Here is a 17,693-nt window from a genome sequence, read left to right as displayed (position 1 = left end):
ATTAAGGGAGGTGGTATATCTTGTCAAAGCAAAAACCAACAGGTCTGACCATTACAGCTCTTGGATCAATCCCGATGATCTTGGTGTTGGGGAATTCTATGCTGATTCCCATTTTGCCGAAAATGAAAGCCGTCTTAAATCTATCACAGTTCAAAGTAAGCCTGGTTATTACGGCATTTTCAGCTGCAGCGGCTATTTCTATTCCAATTATGGGCTATTTATCAGACCGTTTTTGCCGCAAAGCCGTGATTATCCCTTCTTTAATCCTGTTTGGCGCCGGCGGCATTCTGGCTGGATCTGCCGCGGCATGGTTTGGCGATTATGCTTACATATGGCTGTTAATCGGGCGTGTTATTCAGGGGATTGGCGGCGCTGGCACTGCCTATATTGCCATGGCATTGGCAGGAGACTTATTCAAAGGCGGCGAACAAAGCAAAGTCCTCGGCATCATTGAGGCATCCAACGGTTTTGGAAAAGTCGTCTCACCGATTCTAGGTTCACTCTTGGCATTGATTATTTGGTATGCCATCTTTTTTGCATTTCCTGTGTTTTGTCTTATTTCTATCCTCCTTACTTTATTTTTTGTTAAAGAAAAGGCCAAAAGTACGAAGCCCCTTTCACCGGGCGCATACACAAAAGGATTATTTTCTGTTTTTAAACATGAGGGATTATGGCTAATCGTCACCTATTTTACAGGGACTGCTTGTTTATTAACGTTATTCGGCATTTTATTCTATTTATCTGATATATTGGAAAAAAGATACCACATCAATGGTTTGCTTAAAGGATTCATTCTTGCCGTTCCGCTGCTTTTTATGACAACAACTTCCTATATTACCGGTGCAAAGATCATGAAAAAACTAAAATTGATGAAGATATTGATTGTGGCAGGATTATTATTAATGACGCTTTCATTTGCGATATTAGTCTTTTTCAGCAAATTGATTCCTTTTATTTCAATTCTTGCGGTCAGCAGTATTGGCACCGGCTTGGTTTTGCCATGTATAAACAGCTTTATTACAGGATCCGTTAATAAAGAGCTCCGCGGTTTTGTGACATCATTATACGGCTCTGTGAGATTTATCGGCGTTGCCGCAGGACCGCCGATCTATGGCTGGTTAATGGGCTGGTCAAGGTCAGGCATGTTTCTTTGCACCGCGGCATTAACTTTGCTGTCAGGGATATTGACGCTGCTTTTTATTCATGTCAGCGAAAACCAAACGACGGAAGAAACAACAACATCTTTGTTTCAAAAATTAAAGTTAACGACAAGATAAATCCTTTCCAAACGGCTTAGGTCTCGATAAAGAAGCGGCTATGCTTCCGAGAAGCACAGTCGCCGCAGATTAAGCAAAGGAGGTTGTTTTCATGGAAATTTACTTTTCGCCCGAATTAATCAAACAAGAGGCGCAAATATTAAATATCATTGACCAAGACAGTAAACCGGTCGGATATATGTCTTTTTTATTTGACGATAAGAAATTATACATTCATGGTCACCTTGAGGAAAAAGGCGTCAGCGAAGATTTTAAAGATCTTGTGAAACCCTATATCAAAGGGTTAATCAATTTAAAACCAGATTGTGAAGTTTATTCTTACTTATCGATCGGCGGAGAAAAGCTCGAACTTGAAAGCAGCGACAATCAGAAACAATAAGCAATGAAAAACCGGGCACCATGTCACCGGCCCGGCTTTTAATGCTTACTTGCCTATTTCAGGCAAGACTGTTTTTGCGATTTTCCCGTCCAAATCTTCATAATCATAATGTTTAATCGCCTCATATAATTCTTTCCTTGTTTGCATATCGTCAAGGCAATCTTTTTGCGTGCCCTTCTCCATAATTTCTGTAAAAACTCGTTCATAAGCTTTTGCCGCGACCCGCATTGAAGTGACAGGATAAATCACCATCTGAAAACCCCATGACTCAAATTGTTCCGCTGTATAGTACGGTGTCCGGCCAAACTCTGTCATATTAGCTAAAAGCGGCGCATGAATATTTCTGGAGAATTGGCGAAATTCTTCTTCACTATTCAAGGCTTCCGGGAAAATGCCATCCGCGCCTGCCTCAATATAGCATTTCGCCCGTTCAATTGCCGCATCCATGCCTTCAACGCCCTTGGCATCGGTGCGTGCAATGACAACCAGAGAAGGCGCCACTTCTTTAATCGCTTTAATCTTTTGCATCATTTCTTCGGCTGATACCAGCTGTTTGCCGTTTAAATGACCGCATTTTTTCGGCAGCTGCTGATCTTCAATTTGAACGGCCGCGACCTTTGCTTCAACCATCTCTCTAGCCGTTCTGGCAACGTTTAGCACGCCGCCGAACCCAGTATCAATATCAACCAATACAGGGAGACCCGCAGCCCTTACTAAATCACGCGCCCTGCCGGCAACCTCCTCGGAATGAAGCATCCCCAGATCAGGCAGACCCCGGCTTGCTGTATAGGCACCGCCGGATAAGTAAAGCGCCTCAAACCCAACCTTTCTGGCCATCAAAGCGGCCATGCCGTCGTGGGTGCCGGGAATCTTTAAAATTTCCGGCGACTTCATGCGCCTAAGAAATTGTTCGGCTAATTCAGCTTGGCTCCATACTTTGTCTATTAACCATGACATTTATCTGTTCCTCCAATATCATTCTTTAGATGACAAACAGTTTCATAAATTCATTGACAGGCGTATCTTCAAGACGCTTTTTATCCATTGTCAGTTCCAAAATCTGTTCCGACTTTTGCGACGGAAAGCGCGTCATTAAGTTTTCTTTATACTTTTCCATCAATTTAGGAATCGCTTCGCTGCGGCGTCTGCGGTGGCCGATCGGATACTCGACTTCTACCTCATCGGTTGACGTGCCATCCTTAAAGTAAACTTTAACGGCGTTGGCAATAGAGCGTTTTTCAGGATCAAGGTAATCCTTGCTGTATTGAGGATTTTCTGTAACGACCATTTTATCTCTCAATGCATCAATCCGCGGGTCGCTCGCCGTATCGGCTTCATAATGATCAGCCGTCAAATCGCCGTAAATAAGACCGACAGCCGTTACATATTGGATGCAGTGGTCGCGGTCTGCAGGATTGGTCAGCGGACCTTTTTTGTCAATAATTCTGATAGCGGCCTCATGCGTTGTGATGTCGATTCTATCAATTTCATCAAGACAATTCTTGACAATCGGATGCAATTGAATGGCGCATTCAGCTGCTGTTTGCGCATGGAACTCAGCCGGATAAGCAACTTTCAGCAGCACATTTTCCATAACATAAGAATCAAAAGGCCGTGCCAGCTTAATCTCCTGACCTTTAAATAGAACATCATGAAAACCCCATGTTTTAGCCGACAAGGCCGTTGGATAACCCATTTCGCCGTTGACCGCCATTAAAGCTAAGCGAACTGCCCGGCTCGTTGCATCTCCTGCCGCCCAGGATTTCCGGGATCCGGTATTTGGAGCATGGCGGTAAGTCCGCAAACTGGCGCCGTCAATCCAAGCATTGGACAAAGCGTTAAGCACTTGTTCTCGATTACCGCCCAGCATCGCTGTGACAACGGCTGTTGAAGCCACTTTAACAAACTGCACATGGTCCAGACCGACACGGTTTAAGCTGTTTTCCAAAGCGAGAACCCCTTGGATTTCATGAGCTTTAATCATTGCCGTTAATACATCTTTCATCTTCAGCGGCTGTTTTCCTTCAGCCGCGCGTGTCCGGCTGATATAATCGGCTGCAGCCAAAATCCCGCCTAAATTGTCTGAAGGATGCCCCCACTCTTTGGCAAGCCATGTGTCATTATAATCTAGCCAGCGTATCATGCATCCGATATTAAAAGCGGCGTGAACCGGATCCAATTCAAATTGTGTACCGGGAACACGAGCGCCGTTAGGGACAACTGTCCCCGGCACAATCGGCCCCAAATGCTTCGCGCATTCCGGATAGCGAAGCGCGAGCAGTCCGCAGCCGAGTGTATCTAATAGAACATCATGCGCCGTATCATACGCTTCCTTGCTTTCGATTTGATGATCAATAACATAATGCGCCGTTTCTATTAAAACTTGATCAAAGGCTTCTGATTTTGTTGGGTGTGTTTGTGTAACAGAACGAGTCATCACTTTTTTGCCTCCATTTACAAGATGTCAATATTTTAAATTTAACTAAAAGTTCCGGTTATGGATGAAGATTGCGCGGTCCAGTATAACGAATGCGCGGTCTAAACAAACGGTTATTTTCATGCTGTTCAATAACATGGGCGCTGATGCCAACTGTCCGTGCCGCTAAAAAGACCGGTGTATAAAGATCAATCGGAATATTCAAAAGGTAATACACAGGTGCAGCATAATAGTCCAGGTTCGGATACAGCCCTTTCTCTCGGCGCATCACATCTTCACCGATCTCGCACATTTCATAAAGATCATGGCGGCCTTTCTCTTCAGCCAATTTCAACAATGCCTGTTTCATCAACTGTGCGCGCGGATCCATTTTCTTCATGTATACCCTGTGTCCGAAGCCCATAATCCGTTCTTTATTTTGTAATTTTTTCATGATTAATGGTTCTATTTGATCAACAGTGCCGGCTTCCAGAAGCATTTTCATAACCGCTTCGTTTGCTCCCCCGTGCAATGTTCCCTTTAAGGAAGCGACAGAGCCGGTTAATGCACCATAGATGTCAGATTGTGTCGAAGCAATAACCCTTGCGGCGAATGTTGAATTTGGCATTTCATGCTCACTATAGACCATTAATGACTGATCAAACGCCTGCACTTCGCTTTCCGACGGTTCAGTTCCTGTAATCATATATATAAAATTGGCGCTGTAAGATAAATCTTTTCTCGGTTCAACTGGTGGCCGGCCCATTTTAAGATGATAACTGTTAGCAACAACAGCAGGCACTTTTGCCAAAAGGCGAATGGCTTTATGGCGGTTAGCTTCCTTTGACCGATCATCAAGCTCTGAATCAAAACCGGCTAAAGCAGAAATGCCTGTGCGAAGCGCATCCATGGCATGGGTTTCTTTTGGAAGGGCTTTCAAAATTGTCATAACAGCTTCAGGAATATCGGCATTTTCTTTCAGGTCTTTCTCTATTGCTTGACGCTCCAGATGGCTCGGCAGCTTTCCATCAAGCAATAATCCAACAACATCCAAATAACTGACTTCTTCGGCAAGTTCAATCAAATCATAACCGCGGATCACAATTTCTTCTGCATCAACATCAAGAAATGAAAGACTTGTTTCACTTGCAATGACACCTTCAAGACCCGGGCGATAATCCTGTTCAATAGACATTCAAGTTCCTCCCTTTTGTCAATTCAGAAAATAGGACAATTTAAACCGCTTTCTTCTTAAAAAGTATAATTGTATACAATTATACCGCCTAGTCTAATTGTATACACTTCAAAAATGAGTGTCAATTAAAAAAATTAAAATTAATCTTCCTTTGCGCCATTGGGATGGAAATAATTTCGCAATGTTTTTTTGGTCAATGCCAGGCTCCGCCTGATATGTGCGCGCATAGCCTTTTCCGCCTCTTCCAAATGATGTTCCCGTATGCAATTGTAAATTTCCCGATGTTCTTGAACAGGCAGCATCGGAACATATTGCGGGTTTAAATAACCGCCTAAGCGGCGATAGCGCTCAATTCGCGTGTTTAGCTGCTCCAAAAACCGGAGAGCTGTCTCATTTCTCCCAGCTGTATATAAAATATGATGAAATTCACTGCCGTGACGAATGAGGCTGATGTTCTTGCCTTTTTCCGCCGCCCGTTCCATAACTACAAGCACTTCCTCCAATTTTTCGATTTGTTCTGAGGATATATGTTGAGCGGCCTCTTTTGCGATTAAGCCTTCCAACACTTCGCGAACCTTGAAAACTTCCTCAGCCTCCTCAATAGTTACCGAGGCAACAGCAATTCTTCCGTTTGCCCGCCGGTTAATCAACCCCTCCAGCTCTAACCGATGCAAGGCCTGTCTTAGAGGCGTGCGGCTGATATTCATTTCACCCGTCAGCATCTCTTCGCTCAGCGGCTGATCTGGTTTGTAATCTAAATCAATAATCTTCTGCTTGATGTTATGATAGGCCGCATCGCTGACTGCTTGTCTTTTAAATTTTGTATGAGACATGATCATACGTCCTTCCCATCAATACGCTTTTTTTAAAAAGCATGGCTTTTGTATACATAAATACAAAAGTCCATTATTTATTAGTTTACACGAATCTTAAATTCATCGAAACATTCATTTAGAAGAAAAGGTACGCCAACGGGTTTATAAACAAAAAACTCCCGCTTATTCTTAAATGATGCGGAAGGTCATTGTCAAAGGCATTTCATGCTGAACCTCAATCCCCTGTATTTATTGGAATTTCTTTTTATAATGGGCCAATGCCAGAAGAGGCCAGACATATTCATAACAGTGATAATCGATATAGAATGCGCCTGCCATCCCCCTCCCTTTCGGATAAGAAGCTGTCCAATCCTTCTCTTTATGTTCGATTAGGAACTTTATCCCCCGGTTTATTTCCGGTGTTGCTTTGTTTTCTGCACTGATCAAAGCATCAAGCGCCCAAGCAGTATGGGTTCGTGTGCTTGCCTTTAATGGGACGTATCGTTTTTCGATATCGCTTCTTGAAGACTCTCCCCAGCCCCCGTCCGGATTTTGAATCGCGCAAAGCCATTTCAGACCTTTTTGAACGGAAGGATGCAGCGGTGAAATCCCGACAGCCAGCATTCCCGTAACAGCCGCCCACGTACCGTATATATAGACTCCCCACCTTCCGATCCATGAACCGTCTTTGTTTTGACTGCCTAACAGCCAGTTGACGCCGCGCTGAATTCTTGAATAATGAATATTTAACTGAGTGTCATTTCCGAAAAACTCTAGCGTACGGCCAGTTAAATCGACAGTCGATGGATCGGTAAGCAAATCTTTTGCTCCTTCGACCGGCAGTAAGTTAAGTATTTTTTTATCAACATTTTTTTCAAATGCCGCCCAGCCGCCGTCATTATTCTGCATTGAAATCACCCAGTCAATCCCGCGATCCCATGCCTCCCGGTAATCGGCCTGTTCGATCGCGGCAGTACGAATCGCTCTCAGACTGGCCGTTGTATCGTCATTATCGGGATTGATGGTATTAATATTAGAAAATCCCCACCCGCCCGGCGCTGCGTTTGGATTATGAATGACCCAGTCACCATATTTAACGTGCTGACGGGAAAGCAAGTATTGGTTGGCTTTCCGAATCGCATCTGAAGTGTAAGGAACGCCCGCCTCTTGCAAAGCATAGCTCATTAATGCTGTATTCCAGACCGTTGCCGTTGTATATTGGCAGTGTATGTGTCCATCAATTCGGCAAATCATTGATTTTAACCCTTGAATCGCACGCATAATCAGTGAATCTCTGCTGGAGTACCCCCTGGCCAACAAAGCGAAAATCATGAGAAAAGTTGAACTGAAATAACTGTAAAAAGTGCCGTCCGGCTCGATTCTCTCCAGCATATATTGTTCAGCCCGCTTTAAAGCCATTGCATGCAGATGCTCCGGGAGTCCGATAAGTTTATCAATGCCTTGATTAATTGCATCGACAATCGTATTGAAAACGCCGCGCTCGTCTGCAAAAAACCGTTCCTTTCTATTGCGCTCCTCTCTCCTTAAAAACAAATCTGTCAGATCAGGAGATTGTTCGGTAGTTTTGCTGAACTCGTAATTTGCGAGAATAAGAATCGGTACAATGTTAGCTCTCCCGTATACAGAAAAATCAAATAGGTTAATAGGAAATGAATGGGGCAGAAGCATGAATTCAACTGAAACCGGAAAAAACGGCCACCGATATTGACCCGTCATAGCCAGCATGATTTTCGTAAACATATGAACTTTCGTTATCCCGCCTTTGGAAAGGATAAAGTGTTTGATTTTTTGCATCTGCGGATCTTGCTTATCAAAATACCCTGAGTATAGAAGCGCATAGTACGCTTCAACCGTTGCCGTTAAATTGCCGTCTCCCTCATCATAAAACAGCTTCCATGATCCATTGGACGCTTGCTTAGAAAGAATGCGTTCTGCCAGCTGTTTAATCAAAACTTCATCATCTAATTCTAATGTCCGCAATAAGATAATCATATAACAATCTGTAGAAATGCCTGTTTCAAAAGGGTAATGCCAAGATCCGTCACGTTCTTGTTCCCTTACTAACTGATGGGTCATACGGTTGATTTCAGTGTTTAATTGATGCATCACATCATCAACCCTTTCTTAAAACTTTAAAAAATTGACATTCCATATCAATACATCTTTGTATTCATATTCGCTGTTAAGCGCAAATATTCATAAAGTAATGAAATGGATAAGGCCAATCGCAAAGGGATGATGCCGTTTTTGCTGTATTCATTTTCAGACGTTAAAAAAGAATTAAAGAGGAAAAGTAAAGGAAAGGTTTCGTCCAAACAGGCAATTTCATTATCTGAAGAGGAAAAAAAGCTGATTCACTTTATTAATAAACAGACTGAGAAATATAATCAAAACAACGTCACGCGAACGCATGCCTATTTTAACTTCTACCTCCAGCATCCTGACATCCACTGGGCATTTCTTGGACATATGGTATCGCGCAACGGCGGCTGGAATATGACCGATTTAAAAGGGGAGCTGTTTACGAAGCTGTTGTCCGAAGATGAACAGCGTGTCTTTTTTTCCTTTTTGGAGCGCGGCAACTGGCTGATATTTCAAGATGTTTACCCGCAGTTTTTGTTGTATGAACAGTGCCTTAAACGGAATAAAAAAATGTTTTACCTTCTCCCTTTTTTCGATGTTTCAACCTTTATGGAAACGATGTGGAATTATTTTTGGGAAAATCGCGACCCGTATCCGCTGTGCATTGCAACCATTATTAATGAACAACATTATTTGGAAAAAAGAGTGATGCAGAATAACTATTTTAAAAAAGCTGTTTTAAGCACTGTCGGTTTTAAACTTTATGACTTTTTTCGCTTTAACCATATTCTTTTTCCTTATTATGAAGAAGGAAGCAAAAAAGCTTTGCTTGTCGGCGAAACATCAAGACATTTCACGTCCGTCCACGAGCGGATTTTATTGGGGAAAAGGTTGTACGCCCTTTTATTTCGGCATAAAGACATTCTATCAGGCGCCTATCACTGGGCAAAAGACCATCCGCATACGGGTTCCAGAAAAGACTACTGGCCGCATTTATTTAATGATGTTAATGAGTCATTCCCCCGCGGGCTTTATAGGCGCCGCATTAAAAACTGCCAATTAAGAAAAGGAGCAGAGCGGCTGTACAGTCCGCCTTTAAAATATGCTTGGGCAAATGTTAATCATAAAAAAGCAGAAAGCGGGGATTGGTTTAATGACTGGCATGTGATTGAATACCTTACTGGCAAGGAAGTTGATTCCGATGGAAAGATTTATAATGAATACTGTAAAACGCTTGAAAAAATCGAACTTACGATTATGGCAAAAAAAGCTTTCCTCAGGGAAGAAGAAGAATCAAAATGAACGAAGAGCGCTGTTTGCAACGATCTCCCTTGTTTCTTTAATCGGGACTTATTTGGATTTAATATTCGTCGGCAAAAAAATGTATGCTTTTCCAATAAGACCCCTCCCGGATGTGTTTACTATTAATATAGCTTTTACACTATTCATATTGCCGGCTTTCACAGCGGTATATATACAGATCGCCAAACATTTGCATCCCTTTCTAAGGATCGTATTTATATTGCTGGCAAGTTTATTAGTGAGCCTGATTGAAGCCGTCGCCGAAAAGTGGGGTTTTTTCGCTCATAGTGCCGATTGGAACCATACTTATTCTATTTTCGGCTATGCAGTCTTTCTGTTCTTGATATATCAATTCTATCGTTGGCTTTTATAACAAATAGGACTGATTCAAAAAGGCATTTATAAGCGTCTTTTTGATCAGCCCTTTTTATTGCTTATGGTTTAACAAAGCGCTGCCTATACTTTCAGTTAATCAATTTCAATGGCACACGCGCTTGATGCAAAACTTTCTCCTGTGAAAAAGCCGTGTTCATGGCTATAATCAATTTGTGTTTCTTCGTCCAAATAACGTTTAGTAAATCGATCGATGCGAATTTGAATGCCATCAAATTTAATTATTTCATCGTTTCGGCGCGGTTCATCAAAGACAAGCGTAAAGTTCACGGATAATCCGCATCCGCCTCTAACATCGGCGTCAATCCGCGGAAGTTGTTTTTCTGTCATGATTTGTTCTTTGAGCTTGTTCAATGCTGATTCCGTCAGCTTTATAACCATTGAATCCCACCTTCTTTCAAGGCATTTTTGCCATACACCTTTATTTCAACTTGTCTGCCGACGCCCTCTCCGCTGTTGAAGAGCTTTATTGAACCGGCTATGCCAAAATAACTTTCGTGCACCGGGCTAATGCGCCTTCTTATACATGCGCCGGCTGTTGAAATAATGGATAAGCATCACAAATGGCTTTTGTTGTTGCTTTTGCTTGACTGAGAACATCCTCATCTCCTTTGTTTTTTAAGACATTCGCAATGACTTGCCCGATCTTCACCATGTCATCCTGCTTCATGCCCCGTGTCGTTAAAGCAGCTGTTCCCATGCGGATACCGCTCGTCACAAACGGCTTTTCAGGATCATACGGAATCGTATTTTTATTAACTGTTATGCCGGCTGCTTCTAATAATTTTTCTGCCTCTTTCCCGGTTAAATGCCAAGGGCGCAAATCTAAAAGAACAATATGATTATCCGTTCCGCCTGAGACAAGGGACGCGCCTTCATTTTTTAATGTTTCGCCAAGCGTTGCTGCATTTTCAATAATTTGTTTGGCATAGACCTTAAAGCTCGGCTGCAGGGCTTCGCGAAAGGCAACTGCCTTTGCGGCAATAACATGCATAAGGGGCCCGCCTTGAATCCCCGGAAACACCGCTTTATTTATTTTCTTAATCAATGCCTCATCGTTAGTTAAAATAAAGCCGCCGCGCGGTCCGCGCAAAGTTTTATGTGTTGTACTGGTAACTGCATCAGCGTAAGGCACCGGTGATGGATGAAGACCTGCTGCGACAAGTCCGGCAATATGCGCCATATCGACCATCAATTTAGCGCCGACTTGATCGGCAATGTCTTTAAACCTTTTAAAATCAATCGTTCTTGGATATGCGCTTGTACCTGCGATTATTAATTTCGGCTTTTCCTTTCTCGCAATGCTTTCCAGTTCATCGTAGTCAATCAATTGCGTATCTTTGCGAACCCCGTAAGAGACAATTTCAAACCATTTTCCAGAAATGCTGACAGGACTTCCATGAGTTAAATGGCCGCCATGTGAAAGATTCATTCCCATCACTTTATCCCCCGGCTGAAGCAGCGCATAAAAAACGGCGAGATTGGCTTGAGCGCCTGAATGAGGTTGAACACTGGCATATTTGGCATCAAAGAGCTGAATTAGACGTTCAATAGCTGCCTGTTCTGCGATATCAACAAATTCGCATCCGCCATAGTAGCGCTTTCCCGGATAGCCTTCCGCATATTTATTGGTCAGCACGCTGCCCATTGCTTCTAATACATCCTGGCTGACAATGTTTTCCGATGCAATGAGCTCCAAGGTTTGATGCTGGCGATGATTCTCCTTTTCGATGGCTTCATAAATGATTGAATCATTTTGTTTTAAACTCATTTTTACGCCTCCTCGTATTTTTTTGATAGTCATTAGAATATTCCCGATAATCGACGCAGACTTTCCTCGACTCTGAAAGTCAAGACGCTCCACTGCCTTTATATGCATAAAAAAGGACAGAAAAAGGCAGTGCAGCTTTCTCTACCCTTCTCTGTCCTTTGTACCTGAGAGTTTAACTCTATGATTGATAGAGTTCCCCTTTGGTGGCGTATTTCGCATACGCGCTCTCCAGAGATGCGTCCCGCTGCGGTTCGTCTGCCTGAGAGATTGGTTCCAAGGGTCTTTTTGGAACTTGCTCCTTCGGCGGCTTACTCAATGCACTCTCCCACAACCGTCATCCGCTCATATTAAGTCATTGTTACGTTTAGCATAATTGTTAACATTTAAAATGTCAAGCTATTCCCAAAATTTAAATAGCGGTATTCGATATTCCGAAAATTCCTCTTTGCTTTTAACTGTTTTCCCTTACAAGCTTTGTAAAAGCTGGTCCTTATATTCAAGCAAATTCACCGGTTTGCCATTATCTAATCTTGATTTTTCAGCCGCAAAAGCCATCAAATGACTTTCCACTGATGTACGGGCCGACGTAAGACCTTGATGACCTTGAAAATGGCGCACTTCATGAAGAAAACTTCTTATCAGTGCCGTATCTCCGCCGCCGTGCCCAGATTGCGGTGCATGAACATGGACTTCATTTTCTTCTTTCGTTAAAAAGTCATATACCATAAAACAATTTGTTTCCATATCACCGCGAATTTCACCTTTCGTACCCATCACTTGTATGTTTCGACTGATATTATGAGTTAATCCGCACAAACTAAATGCCGCAGTCGCACCGCCTTTAAATTCTAAATTAACGACTTGATGATCAACGACATTATTATCAGATTGATAGACACATTTTCCATATGGCCCTGTCTTTAACGCTTCAATAATACCTTCACGGGAGGTGTCTTCGGTTATTTTCCTTGCCCAATTGCGGCCTTCATCCAAATAAAATCCCGGTGCATAGAATGGACATTCATGATAAACCTCACAGCCGTCCAAACAATAAGCCGCTGATCCCTTCGGCGCGTTTTCCTTCCGAAAATGATTTAAAGACCCGAACGAGCTGACCCGCAAACACGGTTCGCCAATCAACCACGATAAAATATCCATATCGTGACATGACTTTTGCAAAATCATCGGACTGGTAACATCGGAACGATTCCAATTTCCCCGGACAAAGCTATGAGCCATATGTAAATAACCGACATTTTCATTGAGTTGAATGGAAATAATGCCACCAATTTTCCCCTCATTAATGACTCTCTTCATTGCCGACCAGTACGGTGTATATCTGAGTACATGACAAACGGTCAATAACCGGTTATGCTCTTCCGCCGCTTTCGCCATTTTCATACATTCTTCTGGAACAGGGGACATCGGCTTTTCAAGAAGGACATGATATCCTTTCGCCAAAGCGCGAATGGCCGGTTCAAAATGCAATCGGTCCAAGGTGCAGATCACCATTATATCCGCTAATTTTGGCTGTTCAAAAATATCTTCCCACGAGCTGTAGATCCGTTCCTTAGCTATTCGGTGGGTTTGCGCGAACCTGAAGCTTCTCTCTTCGTTAGGATCACATACAGCAACGAACTGCAATTCATTTGGATAGCTGACAGCATACGGCCCATAAGCATGCGCGCCTCTATCGCCGGCACCTATTAATGCGGCTGTGAGTTTTTTCATTTGCAGACCTCCCTATATCAAAGTTATATCATCTATTTTCCTTTAACTTGCCTCATACCTCTTTCTATTTTAATAAGCACACAATCCCATTGAAAGAATGCGTGCTTTCATGAAGTTTAATCTCTATTTATTCCAACTGCCGCCATTGTCCCAATAGTTATGAATTTCTTCAAGCGACCGTCCTTTTGTTTCAGGTGCAAGGATAAATATGAAGAACCAGGCAGCCAAAGATAGAATCATAAACACAAAGAACGTCCAGCCGCCGCCAAAGGCATGAAGCGCGCTGATGAACACTTGCGCAACAACGAAGTTGGCAATGAGGTCGGCTGTCAATAAAGCCGATGCCCCTGCAGCCCGCAAACGCGCCGGAAAACATTCGGATGCATAAATCCATACGAGGGAACCCATGCCAAAATTAAATCCCATATTGAAAACAAGCACGCTTAAGAAAGCTAAGTATATGCCTGCCCCATCGAAATGGCCTGCAAAAAATAAAACCGCCATTACAAGACTTGACATAACCATCGCTCCAATCCCAGTCAAGAGCGTTGGACGCCTCCCCCAGCGATCTACTAAAAAAAATGAGATGAGTTCTGCCAGAAGTGATGATACTTGTATAATAGCTGCTGATAGAATAGATGTTGAGGTTGCAAGTCCGATGGTTTTAAAAATGATAGGCGCGTAATAGACGATCGCATTAATGCCAGTAATTTGTACAAGAAATCCGAACACAATGACGAAAATCGCTGCCTTTAAAAAGCGTTTTTGAAAAATTTCCCGAAACCGTCCTTCATTCATTTTTAATTCCTCATCAATCTTCGCAAGTTCAGATGCAACATTATCAGGCGGTTCAATTTTTTGCAGCGTTTCTATGCCTTTCTCTCTTCTTCCTTTCATTAAATACCAGCGCGGTGTATCGGGAAACGGGATAAGAGCTAATGTAACAAGAAATGCTGGAATACACGAAATGCCAAGCATTAATTCCCAATTTCCTGAAAAAGAAAATCCGAAATCGATAAAATTGGCTGCGATAATACCGATAGTCTGGGCTATCTGGTAGCTGACTAGAAGGGAACCCCGTATTTTTGCCGGGGCAAACTCAGCAATAAATAGGGGAGCCGCAACCACGGATGCACCAATGCATAATCCTATACAAAAACGAACGGGCAAAAGCCACCATATCCCGACTGGAACAGCACTGAATAACGCAAAGACAGTAAAGCCTAATGCGATCAATAACATCATTTTCTTGCGGCCAATCGTATCCGCAATCCTTCCGCCGAAAACAGCGCCAATAATACTGCCCAAAACTGCTGTTGATGTGACCGCACCCTGCAGAGCCGGCGTTAAATGATATTGCTTGGTCAGAAACGGCAAGGCGCCGCTGATCGAGCCATTATCGTATCCATATATGACACCGACAGTTGCAGCCATAACGGCGACGATGCTGCCGAACTTTGGCGAATAATGCTTTTCTGCCCGAGCGGTTGTTTGTAAGCCCAAGCGTCATTCCCCCTTTTACCTTTTCCAATTTAATCAAAAATGCGCGTGGCACCTTAATCCTGCGCCAATCACCCCTGCATCACCTTTCAAAATACTCAGACAAATACGATCAATAAAACCCTCCTGCCCAGAGGTGAGATATGATCTTAACGCGGCTTTAACAGCGCCAATTAAATCAGGATTGTGATTGATTACGCCCCCTCCCAGGACAAGTCTGTCGGGGTCAAGAATACAGGCTACAGCATAAATGCCATTGGCGAGGCTGTCCGTCACTCTACTCATAACTTCCATAGCATGCGGCTCTTGATTTCTGTATGCCATCAAGATTTCCTTGCAGTTTTTTCTGACAGCGCTTACAGAAGAACTTAAAAAATGTTTGTTTTTATTGGAAGACAGCACTTTTTCGGCCGCTAATCTTTCAATCGCCGGTCCGGAGGCTATTGCTTCCAAACGATCTTCACAGCCCCCGGTTAGCGCGTTTTTTGCCATTGGCAGCATGCCGATTTCTCCAGCGAATCTCGCACCGCCGCGAATGAACGCACCGTTATGAATCGTACAGCAGGAAATACCGGTGCTTATCGTTAAGTAAACAAAAGTTGTTTCGCGCTCTTGCCCTCTCTTCACCCATTCAGCGAAAGCTGCCATATAAACGTCGTTGTCGATCACTGCCTTTTTTATAGGAAATTCTGCTAAAATGCGTTCCTTTAACGGAAAATCGGTCCATTCCAAGTTATTTTGAAAAAGCGCTATGCCCTTTTCAATGTCTACTTTGCCGGGAACGCCAATGCCGATGCCTTCAAATTCTTCGATCGGACAGCCCGATTGGCTGACGATATCGCTGATGCATTGGACGACTTGGCGAAACATTTTTTCTCGGTCCCACGGTATGCTGGGACGCTGGGTTCTAAAACAGCATTTGCCTGTTTCGTCGACTATTCCAGCTGCAATTTTGGTCCCTCCGATATCAACGCCTAAAGCATAAGGCACGAACATCACCTCCTTAGTTAGCCTTGTCTTTAGACTGGCTGTATTTTTTTAATTGTCACTTGATTGACTAATGATGGCAGCGAGCCGCTGTCTATCCTTCCGGTTGTATAGCTTAATGTTGCGGCAGTTCCGAATCCGGCTGACTTCCGTAATATCTCGGGCCATGGGAGCTGGTTGATAAATCCTAAAGCTAGCCCAGCTACAAGTGCATCACCGGCTCCTACTGTTGAGACCGGGTTAACTTTGGGAACACTGACCTTATAAATACACTCTTTCCGGATGGCTAAGAGACCCTTCTCTCCCCTAGATACAACCGCCGCTTTGGCGCCTTTGCGGCATAAATCATACCCGGCTTGAATCATATCGTTTTCTTCTCTTATTGCAGTTCCCATCCAACTTTCCAATTCTTGAACATTCGGTTTAATGACAGTCGGCTTATGATGCAGAAGATCTAATACTCGGCTGTCACTCGTATCAACGATAAAAGGAATATCATGCGAACATAATTCAGCAAATAACTGATCCAGCCATTCATTCGTTAACCCTTTCGGCAAGCTTCCCGATAAGGTTATGCAATCAAACGTTTTCGAGCGCAGCAAGTCTAATAATTTGTCAAGTAAACGGTTTTGCTGTTCTTGTGAAATGACAGGTCCCGGTTCCAACAGCTCTGTCACACTGTTATCCCTTTCATCAACTACGGCGATACAAGTTCTTGTATCCTCGCCAACTTCTACGCTTACTGGATAAATGCCTGACTCTGTCAATTGTTTAGCTATCCACGCACCGCTCGCGCCGCCCAGAAAGCATAGGCTATAAACTTCTTCACCAGCACTTCTTGCAATTCTTGCGACATTATTGCCTTTGCCGCCTGCTGTCTTGACTACTTCATAAGCCCGATTAACATGATGGGTATTAAATGATTTAACACGGCAGACCGTATCGACAGCAGGATTTAAATTAATGGTTAACAGCGGCATGATTCCACCCTAGAAGAGACATTTTTTCTTTTACCGCTTTGACATAAGCTTTGTGTGCCGGTTCAAGAATTTTTCTTGGATCATATTCATCAGGGTTTTCTTTTTGGAAATCTCTAATCGCTTGTGCCCAAGGCGCTTTTAATTCACTTGCGATATTAATCTTGCAAATGCCATAAGCGGTCACTTTTTTTATGTCTTCATCAGGGACACCGGAGGCACCATGTAAAACAAGCGGGACGTCTACTTTTCTATGGATAGATTTCAAGCGTTCAATATCAAGTTTTGGAGTATCCTTGTACAAGCCATGCTGAGTACCGATAGAAACAGCCAATGCGTCTACGTTTGTGATCCGGGCAAATTCACTTGCGTTGTCTGGATGGGTATAGAAAGCATCGCCTCCTTCTCCCGACACCGTGCCGACATGACCTATTTCTGCTTCAACAGACACTCCTTTAGGCCTTGCATAGGCAACAATTTCTTTTGTGCGCTTAACATTTTCTTCATAAGGCAATTTGGAGCCGTCATACATGACTGAACTAAACCCGGCATCTATACAGGCTTTAACACGGTCTATGTCTTTGCCATGATCATAATGAATCACTATAGGTATAGAAGACTTTTCTATAAGCCGCATAGATAGGCTTATCACATTGTCTATACCGCTGTTTTGAAGCGTAGCTTCTGTAATTTGCATAATTAACGGCGCCTGTTGCGATTCAGCCGCTTTGATCAGGTGCGGAATAATGTCCAAATAATGAGCATTAAATGCACCGATTGCTGCCGGCTTATCTTTTAATTCTGTTAAAACATCGTTTAACGTTGCTAATGGCATGGCATTTCCTCC

17 protein-coding genes and 2 riboswitches are annotated in these 17,693 nt (G+C 43.2%); of the genes, 4 read left to right on the top strand and 13 right to left on the bottom strand.

Going from position 1 to position 17,693, the window contains the following annotated elements; all coding sequences use genetic code 11:
- Nucleotides 1-17: 17 nt before the first annotated feature.
- Nucleotides 18-1,277 (top strand): MFS transporter, encoded by a 1,260-nt coding sequence (locus JOD45_RS01760; protein ID WP_338056011.1) that lies wholly within the window; start codon nt 18-20, stop codon nt 1,275-1,277.
- 91 nt (nt 1,278-1,368) lie between these two features.
- Entirely contained in the window at nt 1,369-1,656 is a 288-nt protein-coding gene (locus JOD45_RS01755; protein ID WP_205002117.1) for a hypothetical protein, read from the top strand.
- Nucleotides 1,657-1,701: 45 nt separating this feature from the next.
- Here JOD45_RS01755 and prpB read toward each other — a convergent pair whose 3' ends face one another.
- From prpB to shc, 5 genes are all read right to left on the bottom strand, one after another.
- On the bottom strand, nt 1,702-2,613 hold the full coding sequence (prpB, locus tag JOD45_RS01750) for a methylisocitrate lyase (RefSeq protein WP_205002116.1): 912 nt from the start codon (nt 2,611-2,613) through the stop codon (nt 1,702-1,704).
- A 25-nt stretch (nt 2,614-2,638) separates the two neighbouring features.
- Entirely contained in the window at nt 2,639-4,093 is a 1,455-nt protein-coding gene (locus JOD45_RS01745) for a bifunctional 2-methylcitrate dehydratase/aconitate hydratase (RefSeq protein WP_205002115.1), read from the bottom strand.
- Nucleotides 4,094-4,151: 58 nt separating this feature from the next.
- A complete protein-coding gene (gene mmgD, locus JOD45_RS01740) occupies nt 4,152-5,267 on the bottom strand; it encodes a citrate synthase (RefSeq protein ID WP_205002114.1) in 1,116 nt (371 codons plus the stop codon).
- 140 nt (nt 5,268-5,407) lie between these two features.
- Nucleotides 5,408-6,100, bottom strand: coding sequence for a GntR family transcriptional regulator (locus JOD45_RS01735; RefSeq protein ID WP_205002113.1), 693 nt, complete (start codon nt 6,098-6,100; stop codon nt 5,408-5,410).
- A 231-nt stretch (nt 6,101-6,331) separates the two neighbouring features.
- Nucleotides 6,332-8,209 carry a squalene--hopene cyclase gene (gene shc, locus JOD45_RS01730; protein ID WP_205002112.1) on the bottom strand — a complete coding sequence of 626 codons (1,878 nt, stop codon included), beginning with the start codon at nt 8,207-8,209 and terminating at the stop codon, nt 6,332-6,334.
- A gap of 105 nt (nt 8,210-8,314) precedes the next feature.
- Here shc and JOD45_RS01725 point away from each other — a divergent pair, with 105 nt between their 5' ends.
- Together JOD45_RS01725 and JOD45_RS01720 are read left to right on the top strand one after the other, a co-directional pair.
- Nucleotides 8,315-9,487 (top strand): DUF2515 domain-containing protein, encoded by a 1,173-nt coding sequence (locus JOD45_RS01725; protein ID WP_239548991.1) that lies wholly within the window; start codon nt 8,315-8,317, stop codon nt 9,485-9,487.
- Entirely contained in the window at nt 9,387-9,860 is a 474-nt protein-coding gene (locus JOD45_RS01720; protein WP_239548990.1) for a CBO0543 family protein, read from the top strand. The genes JOD45_RS01725 and JOD45_RS01720 overlap by 101 nt, the downstream gene beginning before the upstream one ends.
- Before the next feature lie 95 nt (nt 9,861-9,955).
- Here JOD45_RS01720 and JOD45_RS01715 read toward each other — a convergent pair whose 3' ends face one another.
- The 8 genes from JOD45_RS01715 to JOD45_RS01685 form a co-directional block, all read right to left on the bottom strand.
- Nucleotides 9,956-10,261, bottom strand: coding sequence for an iron-sulfur cluster biosynthesis family protein (locus tag JOD45_RS01715; protein ID WP_205002111.1), 306 nt, complete (start codon nt 10,259-10,261; stop codon nt 9,956-9,958).
- Nucleotides 10,252-10,383, bottom strand: coding sequence for a hypothetical protein (locus JOD45_RS16715; RefSeq protein ID WP_275583904.1), 132 nt, complete (start codon nt 10,381-10,383; stop codon nt 10,252-10,254). The genes JOD45_RS01715 and JOD45_RS16715 overlap by 10 nt, the downstream gene beginning before the upstream one ends.
- 17 nt (nt 10,384-10,400) lie before the next feature.
- Entirely contained in the window at nt 10,401-11,651 is a 1,251-nt protein-coding gene (glyA, locus tag JOD45_RS01710) for a serine hydroxymethyltransferase (RefSeq protein WP_205002110.1), read from the bottom strand.
- Between the two features lie 141 nt (nt 11,652-11,792).
- A riboswitch (glycine riboswitch) is annotated at nt 11,793-11,888 on the bottom strand.
- A riboswitch (glycine riboswitch) is annotated at nt 11,889-11,989 on the bottom strand. It lies immediately after the preceding riboswitch.
- A 127-nt stretch (nt 11,990-12,116) separates the two neighbouring features.
- Nucleotides 12,117-13,382, bottom strand: coding sequence for a Gfo/Idh/MocA family protein (locus tag JOD45_RS01705; RefSeq protein WP_205002109.1), 1,266 nt, complete (start codon nt 13,380-13,382; stop codon nt 12,117-12,119).
- 123 nt (nt 13,383-13,505) lie between these two features.
- Entirely contained in the window at nt 13,506-14,885 is a 1,380-nt protein-coding gene (locus tag JOD45_RS01700; protein WP_205002108.1) for a sugar porter family MFS transporter, read from the bottom strand.
- Between the two features lie 33 nt (nt 14,886-14,918).
- Entirely contained in the window at nt 14,919-15,872 is a 954-nt protein-coding gene (locus JOD45_RS01695) for an ROK family protein (RefSeq protein WP_205002107.1), read from the bottom strand.
- A 29-nt stretch (nt 15,873-15,901) separates the two neighbouring features.
- A complete protein-coding gene (locus JOD45_RS01690; RefSeq protein WP_205002106.1) occupies nt 15,902-16,849 on the bottom strand; it encodes a 1-phosphofructokinase family hexose kinase in 948 nt (315 codons plus the stop codon).
- Nucleotides 16,830-17,681, bottom strand: a complete 852-nt coding sequence (locus JOD45_RS01685) for a class II fructose-bisphosphate aldolase (RefSeq protein ID WP_205002105.1) — start codon at nt 17,679-17,681, stop codon at nt 16,830-16,832. The genes JOD45_RS01690 and JOD45_RS01685 overlap by 20 nt, the downstream gene beginning before the upstream one ends.
- Nucleotides 17,682-17,693 lie beyond the last annotated feature (12 nt).

The sequence above is a fragment of the Scopulibacillus daqui genome (assembly GCF_016908855.1).
Lineage (GTDB): Bacteria > Bacillota > Bacilli > Bacillales > Sporolactobacillaceae > Scopulibacillus_A > Scopulibacillus_A daqui.
Note: the sequence above shows the minus strand (reverse complement) of the source record. Positions and strands in the feature narration are given on the sequence as shown.